This window comes from Flavobacterium sp., from assembly GCF_039930565.1.
GTDB lineage: Bacteria > Bacteroidota > Bacteroidia > Flavobacteriales > Flavobacteriaceae > Flavobacterium.
Genome location: NZ_JBDTTP010000073.1, coordinates 1 through 21055, shown reverse-complemented (window position 1 = coordinate 21055; position 21055 = coordinate 1). Strand labels below are relative to the sequence as shown.

General features: G+C 33.8%; 19 protein-coding genes and 1 pseudogene. 13 read left to right on the top strand and 7 right to left on the bottom strand.

Annotated elements, in window-relative coordinates:
• The 3 genes from ABI657_RS15630 to ABI657_RS15620 form a co-directional block, all read left to right on the top strand.
• Positions 1-248, top strand: a 248-nt coding sequence (locus tag ABI657_RS15630) for a PadR family transcriptional regulator (protein ID WP_348098204.1), incomplete at its 5' end; no start/stop codon positions are given.
• Positions 245-862, top strand: coding sequence for a hypothetical protein (locus tag ABI657_RS15625; protein WP_348098203.1), 618 nt, complete (start codon positions 245-247; stop codon positions 860-862). The genes ABI657_RS15630 and ABI657_RS15625, both read left to right, overlap by 4 nt.
• A complete protein-coding gene (locus ABI657_RS15620) occupies positions 859-2178 on the top strand; it encodes a serine hydrolase domain-containing protein (RefSeq protein ID WP_348098202.1) in 1320 nt (439 codons plus the stop codon). Before ABI657_RS15625 ends, ABI657_RS15620 begins: the two co-directional genes overlap by 4 nt.
• Positions 2179-2283: 105 nt before the next feature.
• On the opposite strand, the gene ABI657_RS15615 is transcribed toward ABI657_RS15620, so the two are convergent.
• From ABI657_RS15615 to hutH, 3 genes are read right to left on the bottom strand one after another with little or no spacing between them, the layout of a single operon-like run.
• Positions 2284-3627 carry an inorganic phosphate transporter gene (locus ABI657_RS15615; protein ID WP_348098201.1) on the bottom strand — a complete coding sequence of 448 codons (1344 nt, stop codon included), beginning with the start codon at positions 3625-3627 and terminating at the stop codon, positions 2284-2286.
• A 32-nt stretch (positions 3628-3659) separates the two neighbouring features.
• Positions 3660-4304 carry a DUF47 family protein gene (locus tag ABI657_RS15610; RefSeq protein ID WP_348098200.1) on the bottom strand — a complete coding sequence of 215 codons (645 nt, stop codon included), beginning with the start codon at positions 4302-4304 and terminating at the stop codon, positions 3660-3662.
• A gap of 48 nt (positions 4305-4352) precedes the next feature.
• Positions 4353-5867 carry a histidine ammonia-lyase gene (hutH, locus tag ABI657_RS15605; protein ID WP_348098199.1) on the bottom strand — a complete coding sequence of 505 codons (1515 nt, stop codon included), beginning with the start codon at positions 5865-5867 and terminating at the stop codon, positions 4353-4355.
• A gap of 347 nt (positions 5868-6214) precedes the next feature.
• Here hutH and ABI657_RS15600 point away from each other — a divergent pair, with 347 nt between their 5' ends.
• The 8 genes from ABI657_RS15600 (at position 6215) to ABI657_RS15565 (ending at position 15801) form a co-directional block, all read left to right on the top strand.
• Complete coding sequence (locus ABI657_RS15600; RefSeq protein WP_348098198.1) at positions 6215-6340, top strand: hypothetical protein; 126 nt, start codon at positions 6215-6217, stop codon at positions 6338-6340.
• A 105-nt stretch (positions 6341-6445) separates the two neighbouring features.
• Positions 6446-8893 carry a bifunctional aspartate kinase/homoserine dehydrogenase I gene (gene thrA, locus ABI657_RS15595; RefSeq protein WP_348098197.1) on the top strand — a complete coding sequence of 816 codons (2448 nt, stop codon included), beginning with the start codon at positions 6446-6448 and terminating at the stop codon, positions 8891-8893.
• A gap of 91 nt (positions 8894-8984) precedes the next feature.
• Positions 8985-9908: a homoserine kinase gene (locus tag ABI657_RS15590; RefSeq protein ID WP_348098196.1), complete on the top strand. Its 924-nt coding sequence runs from the start codon at positions 8985-8987 to the stop codon at positions 9906-9908.
• Positions 9909-10148: 240 nt separating this feature from the next.
• On the top strand, positions 10149-11438 hold the full coding sequence (gene thrC / locus ABI657_RS15585) for a threonine synthase (RefSeq protein ID WP_348098195.1): 1290 nt from the start codon (positions 10149-10151) through the stop codon (positions 11436-11438).
• A gap of 148 nt (positions 11439-11586) precedes the next feature.
• Positions 11587-13434, top strand: coding sequence for a hypothetical protein (locus ABI657_RS15580; protein ID WP_348098194.1), 1848 nt, complete (start codon positions 11587-11589; stop codon positions 13432-13434).
• Positions 13435-13863: 429 nt separating this feature from the next.
• Positions 13864-14469 carry an NAD(P)H-dependent oxidoreductase gene (locus tag ABI657_RS15575; protein ID WP_348098193.1) on the top strand — a complete coding sequence of 202 codons (606 nt, stop codon included), beginning with the start codon at positions 13864-13866 and terminating at the stop codon, positions 14467-14469.
• Positions 14470-14502: 33 nt separating this feature from the next.
• On the top strand, positions 14503-15009 hold the full coding sequence (locus ABI657_RS15570; RefSeq protein WP_348098192.1) for a GNAT family N-acetyltransferase: 507 nt from the start codon (positions 14503-14505) through the stop codon (positions 15007-15009).
• Between the two features lie 93 nt (positions 15010-15102).
• Positions 15103-15801, top strand: a complete 699-nt coding sequence (locus tag ABI657_RS15565) for a hypothetical protein (RefSeq protein WP_348098191.1) — start codon at positions 15103-15105, stop codon at positions 15799-15801.
• Positions 15802-16416: 615 nt separating this feature from the next.
• On the opposite strand, the gene ABI657_RS15560 is transcribed toward ABI657_RS15565, so the two are convergent.
• Positions 16417-16986, bottom strand: a complete 570-nt coding sequence (locus ABI657_RS15560; protein WP_348098190.1) for a Crp/Fnr family transcriptional regulator — start codon at positions 16984-16986, stop codon at positions 16417-16419.
• A 223-nt stretch (positions 16987-17209) separates the two neighbouring features.
• Here ABI657_RS15560 and ABI657_RS15555 point away from each other — a divergent pair, with 223 nt between their 5' ends.
• The gene (locus ABI657_RS15555) at positions 17210-18310 is read left to right on the top strand and encodes a pectate lyase-like adhesive domain-containing protein (RefSeq protein WP_348098189.1); all 1101 of its coding nucleotides are present in this window, start codon (positions 17210-17212) and stop codon (positions 18308-18310) included.
• Positions 18311-18369: 59 nt separating this feature from the next.
• On the opposite strand, the gene ABI657_RS15550 is transcribed toward ABI657_RS15555, so the two are convergent.
• The 3 genes from ABI657_RS15550 to ABI657_RS15540 all read right to left on the bottom strand — a co-directional run bounded on the left by ABI657_RS15550 (position 18370) and on the right by ABI657_RS15540 (position 20453).
• Positions 18370-18753 carry a DUF3037 domain-containing protein gene (locus ABI657_RS15550; protein ID WP_348098188.1) on the bottom strand — a complete coding sequence of 128 codons (384 nt, stop codon included), beginning with the start codon at positions 18751-18753 and terminating at the stop codon, positions 18370-18372.
• The gene (locus ABI657_RS15545; RefSeq protein WP_348098187.1) at positions 18743-19525 is read right to left on the bottom strand and encodes a HipA family kinase; all 783 of its coding nucleotides are present in this window, start codon (positions 19523-19525) and stop codon (positions 18743-18745) included. Before ABI657_RS15545 ends, ABI657_RS15550 begins: the two co-directional genes overlap by 11 nt.
• 70 nt (positions 19526-19595) lie before the next feature.
• The gene (locus ABI657_RS15540; protein WP_348098186.1) at positions 19596-20453 is read right to left on the bottom strand and encodes an NAD(P)H-hydrate dehydratase; all 858 of its coding nucleotides are present in this window, start codon (positions 20451-20453) and stop codon (positions 19596-19598) included.
• Between the two features lie 235 nt (positions 20454-20688).
• Between ABI657_RS15540 and ABI657_RS15535 the strand changes: the two are divergent.
• Positions 20689-21055, top strand: a pseudogene (locus ABI657_RS15535) (glycine cleavage system aminomethyltransferase GcvT); the annotation flags it as partial.

The window sequence follows — 21055 nt, the reverse complement described above, 5'->3', positions numbered from 1 at the left end:
AGTACTATGGTTATGAACTTATAGAACAAATAAGGAAACATACCGAAATAGAAATTGCCGAGGGAACACTTTATCCATTAATGAATCGGTTAAAAACAGAACAACTGGTCGAATCAAAATGGGTAGAACAGGAAACAGGGATCCCAAGAAAATACTACTCCCTGACTGAAGCTGGCCTTGAAACTCTTTACGAGATGAATATATATTGGACAAATCTGGAAAAATCAATCAAAAAAATCATTCAATGAGAATAGAAGACATTAAATTCAAACAAAAAGCTTCGCAAAGAATATACAATGATTATATGAAGCGAATTAAAAGGACAACAGCTTCATTATCTAAAAGCAATCAGGATGATGTTTATATGGAATTTAACAGCCACATTTTTGAAGCAATTCAGCATAAAAATGAAGCCAATGAATTAGATTCACTTTTAGATATTATCGAAAAACTGGGTTCGCCGGAAGAAGTTTTAAAACCACTTGTAGCTGATAAAAAACTGGAACAGGCAACACAGACATTTAATCCTGTCCATGTTTTTAAAGCTTTGGTTCTAAACTTTACCAATGGAATTTCGTACATCTTTTTCTCTATTTTGTATCTGTTCTTATTTGGTTTTGTTTTCCTGATTTTTGCGAAGATTACAAACCCGTCACTTGTTGGATTATTTATGAAAAAAGATTCACTTTCCTTTTTTGTTTTGGGAATTTTTAATCCGGAAGACCGTATAAAAAACCAGGTTACAGAAATACTGGAAAATTGGTTTATTCCTGCAATGCTACTCTCAATTATCGTATTTTATTTTCTTATCACACTTTTATTAAAATTCAAAAAATCAATCAATCAAAAAACACTATTATGAAAAAAATTATTATTACCGGTTTATTTGCTCTTATTATTACGAGCGGTTTTTCTCAAAATTTTAATGCAAAAAGACTGGACAGTTTATTTCAGATTCTGGAAAAAAACAACAAATTTATGGGAAGTATTGCTATTTCTGAAAACGGAAAAACAATCTACACCAAGTCAATAGGTTTTGATGACATCACAAGTTCAAAAAAATCAACCAGCACTACAAAATACAGAATTGGTTCTATTTCAAAAATGTTTACGGCATCTATGATTTTTAAAGCTGTTGAAGAGAAAAAAATAAACCTGAACCAAACTATCGGTAACTATTTTCCAACAGTTAAAAATGCCGGCAAAATAACCATTAGTAATTTGTTAAATCACAGAAGCGGAATTCATGATTTTACCAATGATGCAGAATATTTAACATGGTACAATGAGAAACAGTCAAGAGCTAAAATGACAGAGAGAATAGCTAGCGGAAATATTGTATTTGAACCGGATACAAAAGGACAATACAGCAATTCAAATTATATTTTACTATCATTTATTCTGGAAGATGTTTATAAAAAATCGTATGGAGAAATCCTGAATCAAAAAATAATCAAGCCTTTAAAATTGAAAAACACTTATTTGGGAGCGAAAATTAGTTTAGAAAACAACGAGTCTAATTCTTATACTTTGTCCGGAAAATGGGAGAAGGAAAAAGATACAGACATGTCCATTCCACTTGGAGCCGGAGCAATCGTTTCTAATCCAACCGATTTAAATATTTTTATTGAAAGTCTTTTTGCAGGTAAAATTGTTTCAATAGAAAACCTGAATCTGATGAAAACAATAAAAGATAAATTTGGAATGGGTATTCTTGAATTTCCTTATTTTGAAAGAAAAAGTTACGGACACACAGGAGGAATTGATGGGTTCAGATCTATTGTAAGTTACTTTCCTGATGAAAAATTAGCTTTGGCTATAACATCAAATGGTGCAATGGGCTATGATAATAACAATATTCTTTTGTGCGCATTAAGTTCTTATTTTCAAAAACCTTTTCAAATGCCTTCTTTTAATAATGCAGAAATAACAACTGCTACATTAGATTCCTATTTAGGAATATATGGAAGTATTCAAATTCCTATAAAAATAAGTATTACAAAAAAAGAGAGTACATTAATTGCACAAGCTACAGGACAACCTTCTTTTCCCTTAGAAGCAACTTCTTCAAATATATTTAAATTTGAACCCGCCGGAGTTGTAATGGAATTCAATGTGGAGAAAAAAGAAATGGTTTTAAAACAGGGCGGAAAAGATTATTTATTTATGAAAGAATAACAAAAACGTTTATTACATAAAAAAGCTGGTTTCTAATTAAGAAAACCAGCTTTTTATTTCTATTTAAAATGTGATTTTATATTTCAAATTATCCAATACCATTTGTTATTTAATAAAAACGCTTAACACAAAATATACGATACCTGCTAATATAGCCGAAATAGGAATTGTTAGAATCCAGGCCCAAATTAAACTTACAGTAACACCCCAACGAACAGCAGATACACGTTTTGTTAACCCTACCCCAATGATAGATCCTGTAATTGTATGTGTTGTACTTACCGGAATTTTTAAATGTTCTGTAAAATAAAGCGTTAAAGCTCCCGCAGTTTCTGCAGCAACACCTTCAAATGAAGTTACTTTTGTGATTTTAGAACCCATTGTTTTGACAATTTTCCATCCTCCACTCAAAGTTCCTGCAGCAATTGCAGAATAACAAGCTAATGGAATCCAGCCCGGCATTACTCCTTTTACTCCTAAATCATCATTTGGCAAAACAACATCCAACCATGAATCCATGAGAACTCCAGGGTTTGTATGAATATAAACCGCTACGGCTGCAGCAATAATACCCATTACTTTTTGTGAATCATTTCCTCCATGTCCTAAACTAAAAGCTGCAGAAGAAAGTAATTGCATTTTTTTCAGAGCCGCGTCAGCCTGATGAAGATTTAAACTGCTGAATATTAAACAGAATAAACTAACTGTTAAGATGATAAAAGCAACCAAAAACCATTTAATATTATGCGGATCGAAAGCTACACTCCAAAAATGAGAATCGAATCTTGGTTTTTCAATTTCTGCATAAGGAACCATTAAATTGCTCACAAGCCAAATAGTAGCAATCATTAAAGCAACGGTAAATATTTTTGGACCAACATTTTTACGGGATGCATTTAATAACCAGATCGAAATTAAATAAGAAACCAATGCTCCCAACAATGGTGCTAAAACAATAAAAGCAATAATAATAATAACTCCCGAAGGCATACCTCCATCTTTTCCTGCTTTATACCAGCTTACAATTTCGTACCAATGTCTTGTAATGGTTACATCATTTTCAATTACTGTATAATCAGAAAAACCATGCATATATATTGCATGAGCAACAGCTGCCCCAGCAAATCCTCCAATTAAAGTATGCGAAGAACTCGAAGGAATCCCTAACCACCAGGTCAATAAATTCCAACAAATTGCTGCAATTACTCCAGCTAGAATAACAACAAGATTAATGTCCATTGTGTGTGCTGTTTTTGCAACAGTATCCGCAACACCAAATCCAAAAACCCAGTAAGCCAAAAAGTTAAAAAATGCTGCCCAAAGTACGGCCTGAAAAGGCGTTAGAACCTTTGTAGCAACAACAGTCGCTATAGCATTTGCTGCATCATGAAAACCATTGATGTAATCAAAAATTAAAGCTAATACTATAATAATTATAAGTAGCGTCATAAATTATAACTTCAGATTGAAATAAATTGAACTTAAGAATGTTTTACGGAAATAGATTCCAGTATGTTGGCAACACTTTTACATTTGTCTGTTGCTGATTCTAAAACAGATAAAACTTCTTTATATTTAATAATATTTTTAGCATCTGTTTCGTTCTCAAAAATTTCAAAAACTGCTTTGTTATATACGTTATCTGATTTGTTTTCCAGTTTATTGATTCTGGCACAAGCATCTTTAATAACTTTGAAATTATTTAAATTTCTCAACTCTTTTACTGCACTGTCAATATTCTGACAAGCTTCAAGGTTGATTTCTGTCATCTTTCTGATTGATTTTGTAATCTTATCAACCTGATACAATCTCATTCTGCTTGCTGCGCCGTGAAGATAATCAGCAACGTTATCAATAGAAGTAATTAAGGTATGAATATCCTCTCTGTCAAATGGAGTGATGAAGTTTCTGCTCAATTCAAGATTGGTCTGACGTGTAATATCTTCTCCTTTTTGCTCTAATTCGTCAATCTTTTGAAAAAGAACCTCTCTTTCTTTCAATGGAAGGTTTACAGCTTCGTGTAAGTTAGAAGCCAATTCAATTAAATTGCTTGAAGCTTCTTCAAAAAGTGGAAAGAATTTTTTGTCTTTCGGCACTAAAAATTGGAAAATACTGTTTATTGACATTTTTATCTTTTTAATAGTGCAAAATTACTTCATTAATCGTTTGATATGTTAAGCCATTGTTAATAAATCGTTTTCTATTTGGAAACTATTCAGGAATGAAATCGTTTTTTCAATATCGTAATGCAAAATCCTGTCTTCCTTAACCAAAGGCACAATTTCTCTGTAACTGCTTATGAACATTTCAATGAAATCACTTGATTTTAAAGGTTCTCTGTAGAATAAGGCTTGTGAGGCATTCAACAATTCAATAGCTAAAATTCGCTCCAGATTATCCATTATACGTAATGCTTTTGTAGCTCCGTTGGCCCCCATGCTCACATGATCTTCCTGTCCGTTGCTGGAAACAATACTATCAATACTCGACGGAGTAGCTAATTGTTTATTCTGGCTCACAATACTCGCAGCAGTATATTGTGGAATCATTAATCCGGAATTCAATCCTGGATTGTCAACTAAAAATGCCGGCAGATTGCGTAATCCCGAAATTAACTGATACGTTCTTCTTTCAGAAATACTTCCTAATTCGGCCAACGCAATTGCCATAAAATCCAACGCCAATGCCAACGGCTGTCCGTGAAAATTTCCCCCTGAAATAATCTGGTCGCTTTCTGCAAATATATTTGGATTATCAGTAACGGAATTAATTTCAGTTTTGAATACTTTTCGAACATAGTCAATTGCATCTTTTGATGCACCATGAACCTGCGGCATACAACGGAAAGAATACGGATCCTGAACGTGTTTTTTCTCCTGGGCAATAATCTCGCTTCCTTCTAAAAATTCAATAATGCGTTGTGCAGTTATAATCTGACCTTTGTGAGGACGTATAAAATGGATCAATTCGTTGAAAGGTTCAATTCTCCCATCAAAAGCTTCTAAAGAGATGGTTCCGATCAGATCGGCCAAATAGGAATATTTATAGGCTTTCATCAAAATATGAATTCCATAAGCCCCCATAAATTGTGTTCCGTTCAATAATGCCAAACCTTCTTTTGACTGTAAAATAATCGGTTGCCAGTTAAAATGCTTTAAAACTTCGGCGGAAGCCTTTCTTTTTCCTTCAAAATATACTTCGCCTTCTCCTAACAAAGGCAAAGATAAATGTGCCAACGGTGCTAAATCCCCTGAAGCGCCAAGGGAACCTTGTGTATAAATAATAGGCAGAATATCATTATTGTAAAAATCAACCAAACGATTTACAGTCTGAAGCTGAATTCCTGAATGTCCATAACTTAAAGATTGGATTTTAAGAAAAAGCATCAGTTTTACTATTTCAGCAGGAACTTCCTCCCCTGTTCCGCAGGCATGTGATTTTACTAAGTTTTCCTGAAGTTTTGATAAATTTTCATTTGAAATCTTCACATTACAAAGCGAACCAAATCCTGTATTGATACCATAAATAGGTTCCGAATGTGAAGTCATTTTTTTATCCAGATAATCACGGCATTTCTGCACATTAACTTTAGCTTCCTCTGAGAGTTCCAACTTCTTTTGATTGACTATTATTTCCTGTAAAGATTCTAAATTTAAGGTTTCAGTACTTATATAATGGATATCGCTCATCTGACTTTTTCTTTAAGATGCCAAAATTCAACAAATCAATATTAAAAAGCAACATTTTATAACAATAATAAAATATTTAATCTTCCGGGTCTCTGCAAGTTATTCATTTGATAAAATATCCGGCTGAATCTATTGCTTTTTGGTTACTATTTTACCTGCAATTTATCTTAAGATGTATTTTTGAATGATGCAAATCAGATTAAATATACGAATAAGACATATTTAGATATGTAATTTTAACAATTAGTCAATATTAAAATTCTTTCATTTGAAATATTGAAATATTCGCAAAAAGAAAAATAAGGTTTTTAACTTTTATAAAAAACTGTACTTTTGAAAAATCAAAAATGAAATGTAACAGCAACAAATATCAATCTTCAATGACAACTCAAACAAGAGTTGCAACTGTTGCTACAACAATTTCTACTACTACTACTACTACTACTACTACTACTACTACTACTACCCCTTAGGGGTATACATTTTACATATAATCCTGGTTACCTATACTTTTTTTCCTGAAAGAAGAAAGGCTTTGGATACATAAAAATATTTGCATAAAAGAAAAAAACATCAAAATGAAAGTATTAAAATTTGGCGGAACTTCGGTTGCCAATGCACAAAATATAAAACTCGTTCTCGAAATTATAAACCAGAATTCTAAAGAAACTAAATTGGTTGTTGTTGTTTCTGCCTTAAGCAAAGTAACAGATATGCTGCAATTAGCAGCAGCAAAAGCGGCTGAAAACGACGAAAGCTTCAGAGACATTGTTGCCGAAATCGAGAAAAAACATCTTGATACCTTAAAAGAACTTATTCCGGTTAGCGAACAAAGCAGTTTGTTAAGCCACATAAAAAGAATCATCAACCATTTGGAAACATTATTGGATGGCTGTTTTTTATTAGGTGAACTATCCCCAAGAACTGCTGATACTATTTTGAGTTTCGGTGAATTGCTTTCTTCTTATATTATTGCACAGGCGTATCAGCAAATTGATAAAAGTGCTGCTTACAAAGACAGCCGTGAATTAATTAAAACAAATGCCGATTTCGGAAAAGCAACTGTTAATTTTGAAATTTCAAACAATCTGATTCAGGAATATTTTGCCGGGAATCAATCACAAATCAATATTTTACCAGGATTTATAGCCTTGACACTTGACGGGATCACTACAACTTTAGGTCGTGGCGGTTCTGATTATACAGCTGCTATTATTGCCGGAGCACTTGATGCCGAACAGCTTGAAATCTGGACTGATGTAAACGGAATGTTTACTGCCAATCCGAAAATCGTAAAACAGGCACAGCCAATTGCAACTATATCCTATCAGGAAGCGATGGAATTATCGCATTTTGGAGCAAAAGTGTTGTATCCGCCAACTATCCAGCCTGTTTTAAGAAAAAATATTCCAATCTTAATCAAAAATACTTTTGATACGGAATCGGAAGGAACTTTGATTTCGAATAAAATTTCAGCTCAGACTACTCCTGTCAAAGGAATCAGCCATATCGAACATATTTCGTTGTTGACTCTTGAAGGTCCCGGAATGATTGGGGTTTCAGGTTCATCAAAACGTTTGTTTGAAGTGTTGTCACACGAAAAAATCAATGTTATCTTTATTACTCAGGCCTCTTCTGAGCATTCTATTTGTATCGGAATCTTAAATTCGGATGCTGATAATGCCGAAGAAGCAATTAATAAAGCTTTTGAAGTTGAGATTTTACAAAACAAAATTGATCCTTGTATTGTAGAAAAAGACCTTTGTATTATTGCTTTGGTTGGGGAAAACATGAAAAACCATCAGGGTCTGAGCGGAAGAATGTTCAGTACTTTAGGAAAAAATAACGTGAACATCCGTGCGATTGCACAAGGTGCTTCAGAAAGAAATATCTCGGCAGTAATCAATGAAAGAGACGTTAAAAAAGCATTGAATACGCTACATGAAAATTTCTTCGAAGAAAATACCAAACAATTGAATTTATTTGTAATGGGTGTTGGAAATGTGGGTGAGAAATTCATCGAGCAAATCCACAATCAAAAGAAATTCTTAAAAGAAAACCTGAAGATCAATGTTCGTGTAATCGCTTTGTCCAACTCCAGAAAAATGCTTTTTGATGAAGACGGAATTTCTTTAAAAGAATGGCAAGCTAGTTTGGATAAAGGAGAACCTGCCAACGCACCAGCTTTTATTGAGCGTGCCAAAGAAATGAATTTACGGAACAGTATTTTTGTTGATATTACAGCCAATGCAAGTGTTTCTGAAACTTACGAACAATTTTTAAAACAAAGTATTGCTGTTGTGACTTGTAACAAAATTGCGTGTTCATCTGCTTACGATAATTATAAAAAATTAAAAAGCTTATCACGCCAATACAACGCTCCGTTTTTGTTTGAAACGAATGTGGGTGCGGGATTACCAATTATTGATACCGTAAAAAACTTAATCGCTTCTGGTGATAAAGTGCATAAAATACAAGCGGTTTTATCGGGAAGCCTGAACTTTATTTTTAATAATTTCGACAAGAATAATTCTTTTCATGATGTTGTGAAAGAAGCCGGAGTTCAGGGATTCACAGAACCGGATCCTAAAATTGACTTAAGCGGAATTGACGTTGCCCGTAAAATCTTAATCCTAATTCGCGAAAGCGGTTACGAAATGGATATTGACGCTATCGAAAACGAAGCTTTTTTACCTGCTGAATGTTTAGCAACAACTAATAACGATAACTTTTTTGCTTCGTTAACTAAACATGCTGAACATTTTAACGGAATTTACGAAGAAGCTTTAGCCAAATATTCCCGTTTGAAATACGTAGCGCAATTCGAAAACGGAAAAGCAAGCGTTGGCCTGCAATTCATTCCAAAAGAACATCCTTTTTACAATCTGGAAGGAAAAGACAATATCGTATTGTTCTACACAGATCGTTACGTAGATCAGCCTTTATTGATCAAAGGAGCCGGAGCTGGTGCTGCCGTTACCGCTTCAGGGATTTTTGCAGATGTAATTCGAATTGGAAACATATAATTTAGTCTGAAAGTCGAATGTCATAAAGTCGGAAAGAAAAAGATTTTTATGGCATTCAACAAGACTTTCGACTTTAAGACTTTAAAACTTTATGACTCAGATTAAACTATTTTGCCCGGCTACTATTGCGAATCTTTCGTGCGGATTTGACGTACTTGGACTTTGCTTAGATACTGCGGGCGATGAAATGATTATTCGAAAATCAGACCGGAAAGGAGTTCGTATTACTAAAATTGTGGGTGCCGATTTGCCTTTAGAAACAGAGAAAAATGTTTCCGGAGTTGCAGCTTTAGCGATGTTGGAAACTTTGGACGAGCTGGATTTTGGTTTTGAAATTGAAATTTACAAAAATATCAAAGCCGGAAGCGGAATCGGAAGCAGTGCTGCAAGTTCTGCGGGAGCCGTTTTTGGAATTAATGAATTATTAGGAAGACCTTATTCTCGTAAAGATTTGGTGCAGTTTGCGATGCAGGGAGAAAAATTAGCCAGCGGAAACGCACACGCTGACAACGTTGCCCCTGCCCTTTTGGGTGGTTTTACGTTAGTAAGAAGTTATGCTCCGCTTGATATTATCCGAATTGACAGTCCTGAGGAATTATTCGCAACAGTAGTTCATCCTCAGATTGAATTGAAAACATCGGATGCACGTTCGGTATTGAAACAAACGGTTTCCCTAAAAAGCGCGATTATGCAATGGGGAAATGTGGGTGGATTAATCGCCGGATTATACACCAAAGATTACGATTTGATTGGGAGATCGCTTCATGACGAAATCGTGGAGCCATTAAGAAGCGTTTTGATTCCGGGTTTTGATCTGATCAAACAAACAGCTTTAGAAAACGGTGCGTTAGGTTCCGGAATTTCAGGCTCAGGCCCTTCGATTTTTGCTTTAAGCAGAGGAAAAGAAACAGCAGATAAAATTGCCAAAGCCATGAGCGAGGTTTACGAAAAAATGAATTTACCTTATGAAATTCACGTTTCGAAAATTAACCCTGATGGAGTTAGGATCTTGTAAAGAATTAAGTCGTAAGAATTAAGACAAAGTTGTCATTTCGACGTAAGGAGAAATCACACTAGAAACTCGACAACAGCGCGTTGCTCTCCCTCAGTGATTTCTCCTTACGTCGAAATGACAAAAAAACTTAAAATATATAAATACAAATTATTGGAATTTGGAATTTAAAAATTGGAATTTGATTTTAAGAAAAGTCTATATTCTATTTTCTATTCTCTTTTTTCTAAAATCTAAAATAAAATGAAATACTATAGTTTAAACCATAATGCCCCGAAAGTTTCGTTTCAGGAAGCGGTAATACAAGGATTAGCAAGCGATAAAGGATTATATTTCCCTGAGAATATCACGGCTTTAGATTCGTCTTTTTTTGATAAAATTGAAAGTTTGAGCCACGAAGAAATTGCTTTTGAAGCGATTCAGCAATTTGTGGGTAATGAAATTCCGGCAGATACATTAAAAGAAATTATTGCCGAGACTTTGTGTTTCGATTTTCCGGTGGTGAAAGTAGAAGAAGGAATTTATTCTTTGGAGTTATTCCACGGACCTACAATGGCTTTTAAAGATGTTGGAGCGCGTTTTATGTCACGTTGTCTTGCTTATTTTAACAAGGATAAAAAAGACGCTAAAAATACCGTTTTAGTAGCAACTTCCGGAGATACCGGTGGCGCTGTCGCAAGTGGATTTTTGGGTGTTGAAGGCGTTGATGTCGTGATTTTATATCCAACAGGAAAAGTGAGCGATATTCAGGAAAAACAATTGACGACTTTAGGTCAGAATATTAAAGCTTTGGAAGTTGACGGTGTTTTTGATGATTGCCAGGATATGGTGAAAAAAGCATTTTTAGACGAAACTTTAGCGCATAAAAACCTGACTTCGGCAAATTCTATTAATATTGCGCGCTGGTTACCTCAGATGTTTTATTTTTTCTTTGCTTACAAAGCTTTGAAAAGCCAAAAAAAACCCTTGATTTTCTCTTGTCCAAGCGGAAATTTCGGAAATATCTGCGCCGGAATTATGGCTAAGAAATTAGGTTTGCCAATTGAACATTTTGTAGCGTCTACCAACGTAAACGATACCGTACCAAGATTTTTAACCAACGGAAAATACGACCCGAAACCTTCTAAAGCGACCATCTCAAACGCCATGGATGTTGGAAACCCAAGCAACTTTATCAGGATTCAGGAATTGTACAATAATGATATGAGTGCTTTCCAAAAAGACTTCTCATCTTATAGCTATACCGATGAGCAAACCCTTGAAGCTATGAAAAATATTTATAACACGAATGGTTATATCGCAGAACCGCACGGTGCTGTTGGGTATTTAGGTTTGAAAAAAGAATTGGAGAAATATCCTAACGCCATTGGTATTTTCTTAGAAACAGCTCACCCAATTAAATTTCTGGATGTGGTTGAACCTGCTTTAGGCATTACGCTTCCGATTCCTACGCAGATTGAAAGTGTTATGGATAAGGAGAAAGTTAGTGTGAATATTAAGAGTTATGAGGAATTGAAGGCGTTTTTGGGTTGATAGTTTTGCTTTTATAAAATTTTAAGCCACAGATTATACTAATCTATTTTAGTGTTATTTGTGGCTTTCTTTTTTATACCCTAACTAGCTTTTTGTAAGGCAAATTACTATGTTTGATAAATAAATCTAATTATTTAAAATATTTTTGATGAAGAAAATTAATATCAAGTTAAATGAAAAATATAAGTCTTTTGGTACAAATTTTGAAACTGAATTAGAAGGAGATTTAATAATACTATCTGGCATTAATGGTTCTGGAAAATCACAATTTATGAGTATTATCAATGGAAAGGGAGATATTAATCCCTCTACTGGTAGAAAGAGAGAAATTTCTAATGCAGTTAATATTGATGACATTCCTATAACTTATAAAAACATAGAATTTAAATCTTTTAAAGATAATATTAATATTCCCGAAATAGTTAAATCATCATCGACAGTAATTAATACTTCAATTGAGCAAGCTTTTCAATATTATAAAAACTACGGTTTATCTGCCTCACAAAATCCTCAATATAAAGATATTTCTGAACAACTTATAAATTTACTTGGAGGTTTATATGATCCAGTGAAAAGAGACATTCCTGAAGATATTTTTAAAACTATAATTAGAAATAATAAATTAATATGGAAATCAGATGATCAATTTACTGATGTTATCGGTGATCTATTTTATATTCACGCAATTGAAATAGCAAATGGTCAACAGAACGCTGGTAAAATAGAGGGACCTGCATTTGACCCATTACAATTAGGTTTAGCACCATGGACAGAGTTAAATCACTTGTTTAAGATTTTAAAAATTGATTATAGGTTCAAAGATAATTATGAAGTTAAATTTGCTGAACTTATTGAAACACCATTACTATTTCAAATAGATTCTGAAGGCAAAATTATGGAAGAAGAAAGTCGACAATTAATGGATTTATCTGACGGTGAAAAAACTATAATTTCTCTATGTTTTACTTCTTTACAAAAGATAGAAAAAGTTGAAAAAAAATTACTATTACTAGATGAATTTGATGCAGTATTAAATCCTTCTTTAATCGAAAGTTTTTTTATTGTAATTGAAAAATATTTTATTTCCAAAGGGATTCCCGTGATTTTAACGACACATTCACCCGCTACGATATCTTTAGCTCCAGAATACGCATCTTATTATGAAGTTTTCAAAAAACAAGATTCACCTTCAAGAATTTTAAAAATAAATAAGGATGATTATTTTGAATTGCAAAAAGTTAATAAACAATTTTATGATAAGATTAAAAACCAATCTGATCGTATTCAAGAACTAGAATCAACAATAGAATCAGATGAAAACGTATTAATAATTACTGAAGGAAAAACGGATTGGAAATATATTCTAAAAGCTTTACATCATTTTCACAGTAAAGAAGAATTTTTAGAAATTGACGAAAACTTTTTTTATCGATTTGGAACAAAAGAAGATGTAGAAAATCAAATTTGCGGAACTAATGTAATTGCGGATTTAGGCGAATCGCCATTAAATAGTTATTTATCAAACGAAATAAATAGTCGAATAGGAAATAAAAATAAAAGAAAGAAAATTTTAATTGGAATTTTTGATTCAGATACTGATATAAAAATTAAAGAAAAAAGTGAATATGGTATTTATTCATTTAAAATTAAACCAAGTGGAATTTCTACCGAGTTCCTATTTGAAGAAGAAAAAATTAAATTCGAAATTAATGGAGAAAGATTATTTATCGGGAATGAATTTGATCTAAAAACAAACAGACATTTAATTCAAAAATTAAATCTTGGTTCAGGTTCAAATAAAAGGGCTGGCAAATTCGAAATAATTGATACTGATGTTTATGATGAAACAAATGTAAATAAAGCTCTGTCGAAAGAAAAGTTTGCTCAAGCCATCTTTAATGGAGATATTGAAATAACTGATGAAAATTGGGAAAAGTTTAGACATATTTTTGAAACCATATTAAAATTTATACCTAAAGAAGTTTTAGATAAATAAAAAAAAAATCCGAGGCTAGCTCAAAGGTCCCGCTCGTAAACACAAAGAAATTCAAATCCAATTGAAAAGTTTACGAGCGGGACGTTAGCGTTAGCAACTAAATTAAAATCACTCTTCGTACCCAACAAAACAAAATCCTCCCAAGTCCTGATTTTACTTTTTCCAACTTCACAGTTAAAGTCTTCTTTACTGTTTAAACCGGCTATAAGTGCATTCATTTACTCAACCAAATACGTTTTGAGGGAAGATACAATTCCGTCCCATAAAACCAAAAGCGGCACAATTGGAATAAGATAATGGTGAAAAAATCATTGCTACAATACTTGGGACAATTCTTTCCTATACTTCAAAAATAGCAATGGCATTATTGGTATCAACAGCATTAATTGCTATTTTCGTGTAATCTAAATAATATCCGAAATAAAGCGCATGAACATCCTTATCATCTACAGTCATCCCAGCAAACAATCCAACACTTTTCAGGTTTTGGAACAATTAAAATCCTTAATCAGTATTGAAAATTGGAATCTTGAAATTTCCGATCTTTATGAAATGGGTTTTCAAAGTGATATGACAGAGGCGGAATATGAAAGAGAAGGATTTGCTAACCTAACTTTACCCATTCCTGCAGATGTTTTGCAGGAGCATCAAAAAATAGAGAAAGCAGATTGTATTCTTTTTTTATATCCGGTTTGGTGGAGCGACTGTCCGGCAAAAATGAAAGGGTGGTTTGACAGAGTTTATTCTGTGGGCTATGCCTATGGAAACGACAAGTCCAGTTATAAAATGAAAACCTTAAAATTAGGCCTCGCGATTTGTACTGCCGGACATCCTAACGATTTTCTTGAGGAAACAGGAATTGCCAAAAGCATGAAATCTATTTTTCTTGATGACAGATTGGGCAAACGCTTTGAAGATAAAGAAATGTTTATTCTGGGAGGAACTTTAGATATTGAAAAGGTTCGTTCGCAACATCAACAACAAATTGAATCTGTGATTGAAAAGATAAAAAAACATTGTAATTTTGGTTTTTAAAGCTACCTAAAAAAATAATTCACGTTATAATTCATGATCACAAAAGCAACATTACAAGACATTCCAGTATTAACAATCTTAATAAATTCAGCTTACAGAGGAGAATCGTCTAAAAAAGGCTGGACTACCGAAGCTAACATTTTAGAAGGAAAAAGAACTACGGAAGAAGAATTGACCCAAACTATCCAGGATCCTAAAAATACGATTCTGAAATTTACTGATAATGAAAGAATTACTGGCTCGGTTTTACTGGTAGAGAAAGAACAGCAATTGTATTTGGGAATGTTAACGGTTTCACCAGAACTGCAAAACAGCGGCATTGGCAAAAAGATGCTGGCTGAGGCCGAAAATCAGGCGAAAGCTTTGGGATTGTCAGGTATTATTATGACGGTAATTTCGGTTCGTGAAGAGCTTATTGCGTGGTACAAACGCCACGGTTATGTGGATACTGGTGAAAGAGAAGCTTTTCCTGAAAGCGAAATTCATGTTTCGATTTCTGATGCACCTTTGGAATTTATTTTTTTGGAGAAAATGATATGATTTTGTTTATCTCCATATAAATGATATAAGTTCATTTAAAAGTTTGTATAAATAGGTTTGAAGTTGCAAAGCTCATATCATAAATATAGCGTAATGAAAAAAAATACAATTTTAATAATTTTATTATCACTTCTCTTTTCTTGCGCTAATCTGGAAAAAAAAGTTAAGAATGATGTTTCAATTAAAATCACAGAATCTCAACAGCAAAGTGATATTGGACCACAGGAAAAATTAAAATCAGTTAAATCAGAAATAGAACCATACGATTTTGATACTATTCTAAAAAATGGATATCATCTTTCTTATCGTGTTTATAAAGACAGCATTGAAAATGAATCTTTACAAAGCTTAACTTTAGTAAAAGGAAATCGTGATATTAAAATACTTAACGAAACCAGTTATCCAATGTTGCATAAAAACCTTGGATATATTGGAGCTGATTTTGGAGATACCTTTCTCTTTGTTCAATCTTATGGCTCAGGAAATCCTCACGAGATGCAGTTAATAAAAAAGAAAAACGGTGAAGAATTAAAAAAAGGCATTTTAGTCGATTTAAAAGAAGAACAGAAAGTGCTGCTTTATATTGAAAACCTATATCAGGAAAACGAAAAACTCAAACTCGTAGACTTAAAAAACCATACTGAAAAAATCATTACAGATTTCAATAACTTATCCTGCACACATGTGGGAGGTTTACGGAACTGTGTGAAAATTGACACTGTAACACAAAAAGAAATAGTTTTAAAAACCGATTCTGAACAAGATCACATTTTAAAAAGTTACAAACGCTGAAAACTCAAATAAAATCCTATGGAATTTAGATTTACAAAATATGCTTTTACAAATGCATTATTGACATTGATTCCTATATTTCCAGTTTTTAGTATTTTTCCATGTGTCTTTTTAGCTATGGGAATTGAAAAACTTATTCATAATTGCTAAATGAGTTATATAATAGTATTATAGCTTTCGATTATTCTAATTATATTAATTGCTATTTTATTCATTAGAAAATTAGATTCGCTTTTACTGAATGACCCAAAAACAGTTCGGGAAAAATTTATGCTATCAAATTTCTTGTTATACACTTTATTAAACAATGCTATATCATAATGATCGTTGTAGATATCGCTTGTACCGGAGATGGCAAACTGTTTTAGCGTGTATTATGTCAGGGCCAGTTGCAAGCTTTTCGTTGATTATATTTGGTTTTCTGATTGATTTGAAATAAGTTCAACTTCATAATATCATTAAATTTTCATAAAAACGTCTTTTAAAAACTCCTTTCCTAGCCCTGATGGTCGAATTGCTCTCGCAATTACCTTTTGTGGCGGGGTTCGCCACAAAAAATATAGCGGACAGCAGGAAACAGCTTCTAGAAAAACTACATCCGACCTGCCCTAAAATTTAGATTCTTTTCTTGATTTTGGATAAAAACTCATGCGAAACCCCAAGATAAGAAGATAGATTCTTGTTGTTGATGGTTTGGGTTTTATGAGGATATCTTTGTATAAAATCCAGATATCTTTGCTTGGACGTTTTATTTAAAACATCTAAAAGTCTTTCCTGTATGGCAATATTAGCCCTTTCGACCATCATGATGTGAAATTGTATCAACTTGGGTACTTCCTTAAACAGCAACGTTTTGTTTGACTTGGTTATCACCAGAATCTCGCTGTCTTCAATTGCCTTAATGTTGTATTTGGTTGGTTTTTGATGATAAAAACTTTCCAGATCACACATCCATTCATTTTCGAAGGAAAAGAAAATTACGCTTTCGGTTCCGTTTTCGTTCAGAATATAGGTTTTGAAAGCCCCTTTTAAAATAAAACCTTCGTAAGAATTATTCGAGTCCTGAATCTGCATGAATTCATTCTTTTTTAGTTTAATGAATTCTGCTTTGCCGGCTATAATTTTCCATTCCTCGTCTGTGAGGGGAATCTTGCGTTCTATGCTTTTTCTGAGGGCTTCGTACATATGCTTAATTTTATTTTTCTAAATTTTTATTGAATATTTACCGTAATAAAATAAAATGTAATCGATTACCACAAAAATACAGAAATTATATTATATGTAAAAAAATAAATGATAAATAATTAAAAAAACATTTTTTTAATACAAAAATTGAACTTGTTCAACTTTTAATGACTTTTTTATTAATTATTTTACATCATAAGTAAATAACCACTAAAACTTAATTATGAAAATTAAATTAAAATTATCGGTGTTGATTGCAACATTTATTTTCGGCTTTACGAGTTGCAATACCGAAGAAATCGCAAGTGTTCAAAATGATGAAACAACTGCAGCAGCAACCGCTCAAAACCTGACCGGAAAAGTAGGAAACTGTTCTCAGGTTCCGGGTTGGGCATCACAAAACGGAGGGACTACAGGAGGCGGAACTTCAGCAGAAACTACGGTAACGACTTATGCCCAATTAAAGTCGGCTATTGAAAACAGTGCTGTTAAAGTAATCAAGGTAACCGGTACTATTACCGTTACAACAAGGTTATCCTTTCAGGACCAGACTGGTAAAACCATTTATGGTACGAGCGGTGCTAAATTAGTTTCTACGAACCAAACCAAAGATGCATCAGGAATTATCAACATTAAAAGATGTAAAAATATAATCATCAGAAATCTTATTTTTGAAGGTCCTGGTGCTTATGATACAGATGGATGGGACAATGCTATTTTGGATGACTGCCAAAATTTATGGGTGGACCACTGCGAATTCAGGGATGGTGTTGATGGCAATTTTGACATCAAAAACAAATCGGATTATATTTCGGTTACGTATTGCAAATTTGGCTATTTAAAACCTCCAAAAGCAGGTGGATCAGGCGGATCTGACGATCACAGGTATTCTAACTTAATCGGTTCAAGCGATGGTGCCACTGCAGATCGTGGAAAATTGAGAATTACTTTTGCTCGTTGCTGGTGGGCTCCGGGCTGTAAAGAAAGAATGCCAAGAGTTCGTTTTGGAAAAGTACATTTAATCAACAATTACTTTAATAGTTCTGTTAGTAATAAATGTGTTGCAGCCGGTTTTGAAGCTAATATTCGTGTAGAAAACAATGTTTTTGAAAACGTAAAAACACCAATCGACCTGATGACTGGTTATACGGCAGTTACCGCTGTTGGAAATATTTTTACCAATACTACAGGAAATCAAGCAGGAAGCAATACTGCTTTTACACCTCCTTATTCTATTGTAACGTTGGCAGCTTCTGCTGTTAAAGCAGATATTTCTGCCGGAGCCGGAGCTACTTTTTCAGGAAATACGTGCGGATCTTTCTAATTAGAAATTATTATCAGTTTATTAACCCCGAATACAATCGTATTTAGGGGTTTTTATTTTTACAAAACTAAATCTTCATATAACCTTTGCATGGTTTCCTCTAAGTTTTGGCAAAGTCCTGGATGTGGTCGTGAAGTTTGAATGGCTGAACTTCTAATCGCGGTTAACCAACGAAAACGTGACGGAATATCCATTTCTGCAATTGGCCCTCCGTCTTTGGCACCATCAGCAATTTTTTTAAGTGCCGTAACATTGCAATATAATTGTTCAATATCAAAATCATTGGACAATGCTTCAATTTTTGCATCATCTATGTGCGCTAAAAGCTTTATAAATTTAGCTCTTTTGCAAAATAAAATGATTCCGATATTCAGGAATTCTTCGCGCTCGACTCTTGGTACTACACGAATTACTGCGTACTCATATAAGTGATTATCTTGCATTTTTGGCCTGATTTACAAAGATTTCTGAATTGTTTAATCGGGTCTTTAAAAACTGCAGGTATACATTTCTTAAACTTTCCGGCTTTTCATCGGTATCTTCCCATTGCAGCCATTCTTCCGGAATCGTATTGACAATTTCTTCCAGAATTTCGTTTGTTAAGAGCGCTTTAAACTCAGCATCAACTTCCTGTAAAATTGAAGCCTGAGGCAATAAAACGTGATCTTTGATTAATGCAAAGGGACTTTTGGCATGCTGTTCCCAATTGTTCCAGGAATGGTGAAAATATAAACACGCGCCATGATCTATGAGCCATAATTCTTTATGCCAGATCAGCATATTGGTATTTTTGAATGTTCGGTCAACATTGGTAATATAAGCGTCCAGCCACACAATTTGTGAAGCAGATTTAGCATCAACAGTTGTAACAACAGGATCAAAAGTTATAGCTCCTGATAAAAAATGAAGAGCAAGATTCAATCCCTGACTTCCCTGAAGTAAATCCTGAATTTCTTCGTCGGCTTCTGTTCGTCCAAAAGCTTCGTCCAGATTGGCAAAAACCAATTCGGGAAGCTGAAGTTTTAAGGCTTTAGCAATTTGACCGCCAACCAATTCTGCAATCAACGCTTTTACACCATGTCCGGCTCCTTTAAATTTCAGCACATATTTAAAATCATCATCGGCTTCTGCCAAAGCAGGTAAAGAACCTCCTTCACGCAAAGGGGTGATATAACGGGTAACATTTACCGTTCTGAGATTGAAATTGTTTATCATAAGTACAAACTTAAGAATTTTAGGTTTTAGAATATTTCTTCCAGTAAAAAGTTACAATAATTTTTCTAATTCAAATTGACTGATTTTCTAATTTCAAAAATGCTTTTCCTAAATATTGAATGATGTCTGAAGCCGTAAATGATTGATAACCCGTTTCCGGCAATGCAATATCAGCAGTCAATCCGTGAAGATACACGCTTAACTTTGCTGCTTGTTCCGGTTCATAACCCTGAGCGAGTAAACCGGTAATTATTCCGGTAAGTACATCTCCGCTTCCGGCAGTTGCCAGAGCAGCATTTCCGGTGGTGTTTTGAAAGATTTTATTTTGATTGATAATGAAAGTTGGTGCCCCTTTCATGACAATAATGACTTTGTTTTTTTTGGAAAAATCAATTGTTTTTTGAAATTTTTCAGCATCCGAATTCCAATTGCCTATTAATCGTTCCAATTCTTTAAGGTGTGGTGTCAGGATTGTTTTTTCTGGAAAGAACTCCATCCAGGATTGATTTTGAGAAAGAATATTGAGTCCGTCTGCATCTATTACCAAAGGTGCTTTATTGTTTTTTAAAAATTGCAGCATTGCTTTTTGAGTAGCAGGCTCCTGCCCGATTCCCGGACCTATTCCGATAGCCTGCGGTACTATTGGCAAATTTATATTCGTGATTGAATTGGAATATTCATCAGTAACCACCATGACTTCCGGAATGGCAACCTGCATAATCTGATAACCGCATTTTGGGATAAAAGCAGTAACTAGTCCGCAACCTGATTTCAACGCCGCTTTTGAGGATAAAACGGCTGCTCCTATTTTGCCATAACTACCTGCAATAGTTACGGCATGTCCCTGAATTCCCTTATGGGTTTCGGGAGTTGGAGGTTTATAAAATTTCAGGATATAATGCTTTGTAATTAAAACGGGTGCTTTCATTTGATGGCTTTGTTACTTAAAAGTACATAAAAATATTGGATAACGTTTCGCACTACAGTTTCGAAAAGCCCTAGCCCGGATGGAAATGGAAATCCTTTTGCTTTTTCCTTTAAAAAGTAAAAGATTGGAATGTACAGCCGGAAATAGCTCCTAAAAATTATTGATTTAATAATGAGAATGTATAAAATATGATAATTTTTGAATAAATTTGCGACACAATTTTATAAAACATCACATGAAAAATACTGCGCTTACGCACATACACGAAGGTTTGGGAGCAAAAATGCTTCCTTTTGCCGGTTATAATATGCCGATTACTTATGAAGGTATTAATGCTGAACACGAAACGGTTCGTAACAGTGTGGGCGTTTTTGACGTTTCACATATGGGAGAATTTTTGCTGACGGGTCCCAATGCTTTGGCTTTGATTCAGAAAGTGACTTCGAATGATGCTTCGACTTTGACAATTGGAAGAGCGCAATATTCCTGTCTGCCTAACAATGATGGCGGAATTGTTGATGATTTGATTGTGTATAAAATGAAAGAAGAGCAGTATTTACTGGTTGTAAATGCTTCGAATATTGAAAAAGACTGGAACTGGA

Coding starts and splice junctions, on each gene's coding strand:
- ABI657_RS15545 (WP_348098187.1), bottom strand. CDS start 19,525: ATGATAAACAATTTCAATCTCAGAACGGTAAATGTTACCCGTTATATC.
- ABI657_RS15560 (WP_348098190.1), bottom strand. CDS start 16,986: ATGTACGAAGCCCTCAGAAAAAGCATAGAACGCAAGATTCCCCTCACA.
- ABI657_RS15570 (WP_348098192.1), top strand. CDS start 14,503: ATGATCACAAAAGCAACATTACAAGACATTCCAGTATTAACAATCTTA.
- ABI657_RS15540 (WP_348098186.1), bottom strand. CDS start 20,453: ATGAAAGCACCCGTTTTAATTACAAAGCATTATATCCTGAAATTTTAT.
- ABI657_RS15550 (WP_348098188.1), bottom strand. CDS start 18,753: ATGCAAGATAATCACTTATATGAGTACGCAGTAATTCGTGTAGTACCA.
- ABI657_RS15625 (WP_348098203.1), top strand. CDS start 245: ATGAGAATAGAAGACATTAAATTCAAACAAAAAGCTTCGCAAAGAATA.
- ABI657_RS15615 (WP_348098201.1), bottom strand. CDS start 3,627: ATGACGCTACTTATAATTATTATAGTATTAGCTTTAATTTTTGATTAC.
- thrA (WP_348098197.1), top strand. CDS start 6,446: ATGAAAGTATTAAAATTTGGCGGAACTTCGGTTGCCAATGCACAAAAT.
- ABI657_RS15610 (WP_348098200.1), bottom strand. CDS start 4,304: ATGTCAATAAACAGTATTTTCCAATTTTTAGTGCCGAAAGACAAAAAA.
- ABI657_RS15565 (WP_348098191.1), top strand. CDS start 15,103: ATGAAAAAAAATACAATTTTAATAATTTTATTATCACTTCTCTTTTCT.
- ABI657_RS15590 (WP_348098196.1), top strand. CDS start 8,985: ATGACTCAGATTAAACTATTTTGCCCGGCTACTATTGCGAATCTTTCG.
- ABI657_RS15575 (WP_348098193.1), top strand. CDS start 13,864: ATGAACATCCTTATCATCTACAGTCATCCCAGCAAACAATCCAACACT.
- ABI657_RS15580 (WP_348098194.1), top strand. CDS start 11,587: ATGAAGAAAATTAATATCAAGTTAAATGAAAAATATAAGTCTTTTGGT.
- ABI657_RS15555 (WP_348098189.1), top strand. CDS start 17,210: ATGAAAATTAAATTAAAATTATCGGTGTTGATTGCAACATTTATTTTC.
- hutH (WP_348098199.1), bottom strand. CDS start 5,867: ATGAGCGATATCCATTATATAAGTACTGAAACCTTAAATTTAGAATCT.
- thrC (WP_348098195.1), top strand. CDS start 10,149: ATGAAATACTATAGTTTAAACCATAATGCCCCGAAAGTTTCGTTTCAG.
- ABI657_RS15600 (WP_348098198.1), top strand. CDS start 6,215: ATGAAATGTAACAGCAACAAATATCAATCTTCAATGACAACTCAAACA.
- ABI657_RS15620 (WP_348098202.1), top strand. CDS start 859: ATGAAAAAAATTATTATTACCGGTTTATTTGCTCTTATTATTACGAGC.